Consider the following 2,604-nt stretch of genomic DNA (forward strand, 5'->3'; position numbering starts at 1 on the left):
GTCGGCTGATGCGTCAACGTTGATAGGTAAATCAAATTCTCACAGGTTCGAACGCTCAGTTTTAACCGTTGGGCCGACCTGTAGTTTACAAGATTTTGTGATAGCTATTTTTATAGTTGTTTGCAGTGATTTTGCGAGCACGTACGGTGTCAAGCCAACGTGGGATAAGTTGTAACGGAGCGCCAGCGAGGTTACAGCATTATGCCGCGAAAGTGGCTTGACGCCGTTCTTCTTTAATACGCTGTACAAAGGCCGTTAAGCACACTGCTTAACGGCCTTAAAAACAGGCGGCGACAAGCGTTAAAACGCGTTTGGCCCTGCAATTAACTTCTTCTATTGACCTTTAGGATTTCTGCACGCCTCCATATTGTTCCATTTGCCTGACTGAGGCACCGTACATTTCGATTCTGTGGGAGACACTGACGAGTCTGTCCAGGATTGCGTCGGAGTAAGTCGGGTCGTTGATATATTCAGCCCATTTACTGACCGGCAGTACGCTTGTGACGATAGTACTTGCGTACATGTATCTTTCGTTTATTATTTCCAGCAGATCCTCTCTGGATCTGGCGTCTAACTGTCCGATGCCCCAGTCATCGAGGACTAGCAGATCAACATTTTTATACTCCTTGAGTTTTTTGAAGTATGTTTCGACGATCTGATGTGACGCAGACATTTGGTTAAGCAGCAGGGGTATTCTGACTACCCTTGCTGTTTTCCCTTTCATGCAGGCCTGATTAGTTAAGGCGCACGCAAAGAAGGTTTTACCGCATCCGGCAGCTCCGGTAATAATGATGTTTTGGTGCCTTTCCATCCACTGCATCGTGAGGAGCGCCTCTGCCTGATTTCTATCTAATCCTCTTTCAATGCTGAAGTCGATTGTGTCAGGACGAGCGTTTGGCAAGCAGATTTTTGCTTCTTTAAGACGACGGTTTAGTGCATTCGAGTCTCGCTTTTCAACCTCATATTCCAACCCTTCGATGACGCAGTCAAGCAAAGGCATTTGACAGGCGTCAGGATCAGTAAGAATCGCACAGAAGCGCTCATAAGCGGCACGCATTTTCAGCCTCTTGCACAACTCGCTGAGACGCAGAATTTTTTTATCATGAGTAGTTATTTCTGATGTTTTCATGTTCAACAGTCCTATAGTCCTGGTCTTTGTCGGAATTATCTAAGCCCATAAGCAGCTCTTTCTTTCGCATATTCACAAAGTTCTCGATAAAGCTGTAGCTCAGGAACTTTTGTTCGAGCGCAACGCCGAGGGCTTCATTGGCGAGCCGGATCGATCCTATTTTTGCAAGCCGCCTTAGGCAGGAGCAGAATCTGCGGGCGTTCATTTGATCGGATTCCCACTTGATCTCCAAGACGTTTACAACCGTACTTTCGTTGTAGCCGCAGTCGATCAGCTCTTGTGCCCATTCATCCTTACTGAGCCGTTGGTGCTTTTCCTTTGCCGTCAGATGCTCAGGCAGAATGTGCGTCTTCTGGCCTGAAGCTTCAAGCAATCTCTTGTGCTTGCCAATGCAGACGGCGGTCTCAATGTCGTAAATGAAGACATTTTCGGCTGTCTTCAGCACGGAGACTTTTTTACCTACGTGGCTGGCAGGAACGCTGTAACGATGACCACAGTCCTCAGTGAGCCTGATACAGTGCCCTTTGTCAACCTTTAAGTACTTCCAGCTGCCGACTTCAAAGGCAAGGATGGGAAGACTTGCCAGCGCTTTTTTCTCGTGCGCCGCAAATTCAATTTCGCGACTGCTTTGGCGATTCTTTGTGAACGGACGCTCGTTGAACTGACGTACCTTCTCAAGAATCTGCTCGTTCAGATCAGACAGATCAAACGCTCTTATCGGACCCTGCATCGACAGAGGCGCTATCACATGCCGATAGAAGTGTAAAACGCTGTTTTCTACGCGGTTCTTGCCCTTTGGACTTCGCGGCCGACAAGCAAAGGTGTTGATCCGGTAGTATTCGCACAGATTGGTCAGGATTGGAGAGTAATCGATTCTGCTTTGCTTATGCGACATGACAAGGCTCCTGGCGTTGTCGACTATAAGCGTCTTTGGAATGCCGCCGAAGAACTCCAAGGCTTTGACAATCCCTTGCATCCAGGAGTGCTGTTTTTCATCGTCAAAAGCGCAGGCAAACATCTTCTGACTAAATGTCATTGTGGCAACAAACAGTTTGGATTTGCGGCTTTTCCCATGCTTGTCGACCCAATTGATAAGCTCGCCGGCAAAATCGATTTCCATCGAGCCGCCGGGTACTCGCTCCAAGTTGGTATAAACCTCCTTCGGAGCTTTAGCTTTCATTGCCTTATCTATTTGACGGCAGAACGTCGGATACGAGCAGGCGCTGCTAGGGTCAGATGCCTTGTATGCTTCGTAAAGAAGCTGTCTGGTTGCATACTTGACGTTTGCAAGCTGAGTTATGACGTGATCTGTATCGATTTCTCGGTACTTTGCGTCAATGTGAGAACACAGCAGCTCTTCCAATACGGCTGAATCAGTCTTTTCGATCTCCGTGTACGTCAAGCCGGATGCTTTGATCTGGTTTGCGTATTTTGAGACAGTTGACTTCGATACGCTGACGGAAGCTGCAATTTTC

At 47.7% G+C, this 2,604-nt stretch carries 2 protein-coding genes; both read right to left on the bottom strand.

Annotated features, from left to right (window positions below; translation table 11 throughout):
• Positions 1 to 343: 343 nt before the first annotated feature.
• The gene (locus tag E5987_RS12530; RefSeq protein ID WP_160336403.1) at positions 344 to 1,057 is read right to left on the bottom strand and encodes an ATP-binding protein; all 714 of its coding nucleotides are present in this window, start codon (positions 1,055 to 1,057) and stop codon (positions 344 to 346) included.
• A gap of 43 nt (positions 1,058 to 1,100) precedes the next feature.
• The coding region (istA, locus tag E5987_RS12535; protein WP_160336404.1) for an IS21 family transposase at positions 1,101 to 2,604 on the bottom strand (1,504 nt) is incomplete at its 5' end.

Source organism: Parasutterella muris (genome assembly GCF_009767915.1).
GTDB classification, from domain to species: domain Bacteria; phylum Pseudomonadota; class Gammaproteobacteria; order Burkholderiales; family Burkholderiaceae_F; genus Parasutterella; species Parasutterella muris.

Excerpts from the sequence above, each read along its gene's own strand:
- E5987_RS12530 (WP_160336403.1), bottom strand. The coding sequence starts at position 1,057 with ATGCGTGCCGCTTATGAGCGCTTCTGTGCGATTCTTACTGATCCTGAC.